The sequence below is a fragment of the Xenorhabdus sp. NBAII XenSa04 genome (assembly GCF_963866145.1).
GTDB classification, from domain to species: domain Bacteria; phylum Pseudomonadota; class Gammaproteobacteria; order Enterobacterales; family Enterobacteriaceae; genus Xenorhabdus; species Xenorhabdus indica.
In genome coordinates this window covers 1-5039 of sequence record NZ_CAWMEB010000407.1, presented here as the reverse complement: position 1 = coordinate 5039, position 5039 = coordinate 1, and the positions used below count along the sequence as shown (strand labels likewise).

6 protein-coding genes and 1 tRNA gene are annotated in these 5039 nt (G+C 41.6%); 5 read left to right on the top strand and 2 right to left on the bottom strand.

The window, feature by feature from the left end:
* Positions 1 to 100: 100 nt before the first annotated feature.
* Positions 101 to 177: transfer RNA gene (locus AAC147_RS15035), tRNA-Arg, on the bottom strand.
* Between the two features lie 182 nt (positions 178 to 359).
* Here AAC147_RS15035 and folD point away from each other — a divergent pair.
* The 3 genes from folD to sra all read left to right on the top strand — a co-directional run bounded on the left by folD (position 360) and on the right by sra (position 1928).
* Positions 360 to 1235, top strand: a complete 876-nt coding sequence (gene folD, locus AAC147_RS15030) for a bifunctional methylenetetrahydrofolate dehydrogenase/methenyltetrahydrofolate cyclohydrolase FolD (protein WP_047682571.1) — start codon at positions 360 to 362, stop codon at positions 1233 to 1235.
* The gene (ybcJ, locus tag AAC147_RS15025) at positions 1235 to 1447 is read left to right on the top strand and encodes a ribosome-associated protein YbcJ (RefSeq protein ID WP_047682569.1); all 213 of its coding nucleotides are present in this window, start codon (positions 1235 to 1237) and stop codon (positions 1445 to 1447) included. The genes folD and ybcJ overlap by 1 nt, the downstream gene beginning before the upstream one ends.
* Positions 1448 to 1691: 244 nt before the next feature.
* Positions 1692 to 1928, top strand: a complete 237-nt coding sequence (gene sra / locus AAC147_RS15020; protein WP_072032522.1) for a stationary-phase-induced ribosome-associated protein — start codon at positions 1692 to 1694, stop codon at positions 1926 to 1928.
* Positions 1929 to 2084: 156 nt separating this feature from the next.
* Here the strand turns inward: sra and cysS are convergent, their stop codons facing one another.
* Complete coding sequence (gene cysS / locus AAC147_RS15015) at positions 2085 to 3467, bottom strand: cysteine--tRNA ligase (RefSeq protein WP_047682566.1); 1383 nt, start codon at positions 3465 to 3467, stop codon at positions 2085 to 2087.
* Between the two features lie 282 nt (positions 3468 to 3749).
* Here cysS and ppiB point away from each other — a divergent pair, with 282 nt between their 5' ends.
* Both ppiB and lpxH read left to right on the top strand, forming a co-directional pair.
* Positions 3750 to 4244: a peptidylprolyl isomerase B gene (gene ppiB, locus AAC147_RS15010; RefSeq protein ID WP_047682564.1), complete on the top strand. Its 495-nt coding sequence runs from the start codon at positions 3750 to 3752 to the stop codon at positions 4242 to 4244.
* Between the two features lie 41 nt (positions 4245 to 4285).
* Positions 4286 to 5008 (top strand): UDP-2,3-diacylglucosamine diphosphatase, encoded by a 723-nt coding sequence (gene lpxH, locus AAC147_RS15005; RefSeq protein ID WP_047682562.1) that lies wholly within the window; start codon positions 4286 to 4288, stop codon positions 5006 to 5008.
* The last annotated feature ends 31 nt before the right edge of the window (positions 5009 to 5039 follow it).

The window sequence follows — 5039 nt, the reverse complement described above, 5'->3', positions numbered from 1 at the left end:
TTCAACATACCTTACTAGACTATAGGAGAACGGAAAAAGGCCAACACTGCGTATTTATTAGGATTTTGTAGACTTCGGAAGACGTTACGATATGAATGGATGGTACGCCCTACAGGATTCGAACCTGTGACCTACGGCTTAGAAGGCCGTTGCTCTATCCAGCTGAGCTAAGGGCGCATTAGGATGTGAAATAAGAAGCACAATTAATGCAGGGGTGGATTATACGGGCATAATGGCTTGAGTCAATGACCTTTTAGCTTATATGCTCATTTTATGATTAATTATTAATAACTGACAGGCGGTTCATGTTCTGACAAAATAGCTCCTGTTCCTATACTCGATGATGGAATCTTAACTATATGTCAGCAAAAATTATTGATGGGAAAACGATTGCGCAGACAATCAGAAACGAAGTAGCAGAAAAAGTCAGGCAGCGTGTTGCTGCTGGAAAACGTGCCCCTGGGCTTGCCGTCGTTTTAGTAGGAGAAAATCCCGCCTCCCAGATTTATGTCGCGAGCAAACGCCGCGCTTGTGAGGAAGTTGGTTTTACTTCCCGCTCTTATGACTTACCAGACACCACCAGCGAAGCCGAATTACTCACCCTGATAGATAACCTGAACAAAGATCCAGAAATTGACGGTATCTTAGTTCAACTTCCCCTCCCCGCCGGTATTGATAATGTCAAGGTACTGGAACGTATTCATCCCGATAAAGATGTCGATGGGTTTCACCCTTACAATATTGGCCGATTGTGTCAACGTGCGCCAAAGCTGCGCCCTTGTACTCCACGAGGTATTGTGACGTTATTGGAGCGCTGTAATATCAATACCTATGGGTTGAATGCCGTTATCATTGGTGCTTCCAATATTGTCGGGCGTCCAATGAGCCTTGAATTACTGTTAGCAGGTTGTACCACAACAGTAACGCATCGTTTTACCAAGAACCTGCGCCAGCATGTTGAACAGGCCGATTTATTAGTTGTGGCTGTTGGTAAACCCAACTTCATTCCTGGTGAATGGATAAAACCCGGCGCTATTGTGATTGATGTCGGCATCAACCGTCTGGAAAATGGTAAAGTCATTGGAGATGTCGATTTCGATAAGGCATCTGAATGTGCAAGTTGGATTTCTCCTGTGCCGGGTGGTGTTGGCCCAATGACAGTTGCGACATTAATTCAAAATACCTTGCAAGCATGCGAGGAATACCATGATGTAGATACAACTGAAGGATACTGATGGACATTTTTTATTTAGATAGTCACCCTTATGTAGAACTGTGTGATCTACTGAAGTTTCAAGGGTGGTGTGAAAGTGGTGCTGCTGCGAAGGCTGTGATTGCAGAGGGTTTAGTAGAAGTTGATTCCCAGGTGGAAACCCGCAAACGCTGCAAGATCGTCGCCGGGAAAGTTGTTACTTTTAACGGTGAATCTGTGCGCGTTGAAGGGTAGCTCAGTAGCATTGAGTCTCCGATAATATCCTTCGGAAAAACTGTACCTTATATTCTCTACGCATTTAAGGTGCAGTTTTTTATTTATAAACAGATTTCTTTTTCTTAATACAAATTTATCTGGTTTTCTCTACAAGATATGTGACATTAACGATATCTTAATAAACAATCATGCCAACAATATTTTGGTTTTCTAATAAGTTGCTATACTGAGAGACTCACTTACAACTGAAAAGGAGTTGATTATGTTTAGTAATAGAGCTGCAAGAAGGTTGTTGGGTATGTCTCATAAGTTAAGTAAATCTAAACGCAGAGTGACTATTTCTCTTCTGAATCTCGATTCCAGTGATAGTAAGCATCAAATACCAGAACATCTGAGTCATTCTTCTTTTATTTCTATAAAACGAGATACTTTTTCAGGAAAAGTTACTTATCACTCTGGAAGTGCTTTCTATCCTAAATATTTAAATACGAATCAATAAAATAGTCTGTTTTATTTATCAAATAAGTTTGGCTATTAAAAATAATATCACTATAAACATTACTGTGATTAAAACATTACATAATATATTACAGTAATCAAACAAACCGCCCACATATGGGGCGGTTTTGGCATATTTACGGCTTAGAAAAATTCTTTATTTACAGCGCCATGTTGTGCCCTGTGGGCCATCTTCCAGTTCGATACCCATTGCATTAAGCTGGTCACGCGCGGCATCAGCCAAAACCCACTCTTTGTTTTTACGAGCATCGTTACGCTGTTTGATCAGCGCTTCGATTTGGGCAACGTTATCATCCGCATGAGCACTACTTTGCAGGAACTGTTCAGGATCTTGCTCCAGAAGACCCAGAATACCCGCCAGTTTACGTAGCTCAGCCGCCAGACCATTCGCCGCAGCCATATCATCTGCTTTCAGGCGGTTGATCTCGCGAGCCATGTCAAACATCACGGAATAGGCTTCCGGCGTGTTGAAATCATCATTCATCGCTTCCACAAAACGGGATTCAAAAGCTTCACCACCAGCAGGCTGGGCAGATTTATCTGTCCCACGCAAAGAAGTATACAGACGCTCAAGTGCAGTACGAGCCTGTTTTAGATTCTCTTCTGTATAGTTCAACTGGCTGCGATAGTGACCAGACATCAGGAAATAACGCACAGTTTCAGCATCGTAATATTCTAGCACATCACGAATAGTAAAGAAGTTATTCAGAGATTTGGACATCTTCTCTTTATCCACCATCACCATGCCAGAATGCATCCAATAGTTCACATAAGGGCCTTCATGAGCACAGGTAGATTGGGCAATCTCATTTTCATGATGCGGGAACATTAAATCTGAACCACCGCCATGAATATCAAAATGATGCCCCAACTGTTTGGCATTCATAGCAGAACATTCAATGTGCCAACCCGGACGGCCTGAACCCCATGGAGATTCCCAACTAGGTTCGCCCGATTTGGACATTTTCCACAATACAAAATCCATTGGATTACGTTTTACATCAGCAATTTCAACACGCGCTCCCGCCTGCAATTGCTCCAAATCCTGACGAGAAAGCAGCCCATAATCAGGATTGGTATCAATGGAGAACATCACGTCACCATTATCTGCAACGTAAGCATGACCACGTTTAATTAACTGCTCAGTGAGTTCAATAATTTCAGGGATATGCCGAGTTGCACGTGGCTCTGAATCTGGACGCAGAATATTCAGTGCATCAAAATCGCTGTACATCTCATTCAACATACGTGTAGTCAGCGCTTCACAGCTTTCATTATTTTCAATAGCACGCTTGATAATTTTGTCATCTATATCCGTAACATTACGAACATAGGTCAAATCATAGCCTAAATAACGCAGGTAACGGGAAATAACGTCAAAAGCAACAAAGGTTCTGCCGTGGCCAATATGACATAGATCATAAATGGTGATGCCACACACGTACATGCCCACTTTCCCTTTATGGATCGGCTTAAATTCTTCTTTTTGGCGACTGAGAGTATTGAAAATTTTTAGCATCGGTGGGTTTTCCGTAAAAATTGATGTACGTGTAATAAAAAACAAAAGCGAATAAATCCGCTGATTATAGGCTTCCTTATCAGTTACATAAATAAACTATAATATGAAAAGCCAAGTGGGCTATTTCACCCTGATATGGTGAGCTTTGCAAGCATTGCGATCCGCCTTGTTCACATGAGATTGCAGAGTACTGACTCAAGATCACAGATATGGTATAAAAGCCCTTGTTCCGAACACTCTAGAATATTAGGGTCAATCAAAATTATTATTAGGATTTCTATTATGGTGACTTTTCATACCAATTTCGGCGATATTGTCATTAATACTTTCGCTGAAAAAGCGCCTGTAACTGTTGACAATTTTTTGAATTACTGCCGTGAAGGCTTCTACGACAACACGATTTTTCACCGCGTCATCAATGGCTTCATGATTCAAGGTGGTGGTTTTGAACCTGGTATGAAGCAAAAAACGACTCAATCCCCTATCCAGAACGAAGCCAATAATGGCCTGAATAATAGTCGTGGTACTATCGCAATGGCACGTACCAATGATCCACATTCCGCAACGGCTCAGTTCTTCATCAACGTTGTTGATAATGACTTTCTGAATTTCCGCTCAGAACGTCCGGACGGCTGGGGTTACTGTGTATTTGCTGAAGTTGTGGAAGGTATGGATGTGGTTGATAAAATCAAAGGTGTTTCCACTGGCCGCAGCGGTATGCACCAAGATGTACCACACGAAGATGTGATCATTGAACGTGTTACTGTCAGCGAATAATTATTTATATAATATCCAGCTAGAGAATAGTTAATCGTTACATGAGTACACTGTTTATTGCAGATTTGCATCTCAGTGCGCAGGAACCGGCAATTACTGCCGGTTTTCTACGTTTTTTGCGTGAAGATGCAATTCATGCTGAAAGTCTGTATATCCTCGGTGATTTTTTTGATTACTGGATTGGCGATGATGATCCCAATCCTCTGCATACGGAAATAGCCCAGGCACTTAATACACTGAGACAAAAAGGGGTTTCGTGCTATTTTCTTCATGGTAACCGTGATTTTTTGTTAAGTTCCCGGTTTGCCAAAGAGAGTGGCTTGATTCTGCTACCGCAAGAAAAGATATTGGAATTATACGGTAAACGTATTCTGATCTTGCACGGCGATACACTCTGCACCGATGACGCAGGTTATCAACAATATCGTAAACGAGTACATACCCCGTGGATCCAGCGGCTGTTTTTACTTCTTCCCTTGTTTATTCGGCTAAAAATTGCAGCCAAAATGCGGGCCGGAAGCCAATATGCTAATAGACAGAAATCCGAATCAATCATGGATGTCAACCAACAGACTGTTATTAAACACTTTAACCAATATCAGGTTGATTGGATGATCCACGGACATACTCATCGTCCAGCGATCCATGATATCCAAATCAACGATAAAACCGTGCATCGTGGTGTATTAGGAGCCTGGCATAATCAAGGTTCAATGTTTAAAGTGACAGAGGCATCTATTGAACTGATATTTTTCCCTTTTTGAATTCTCTGATCTTTTTCTAGAAAAATTGGTA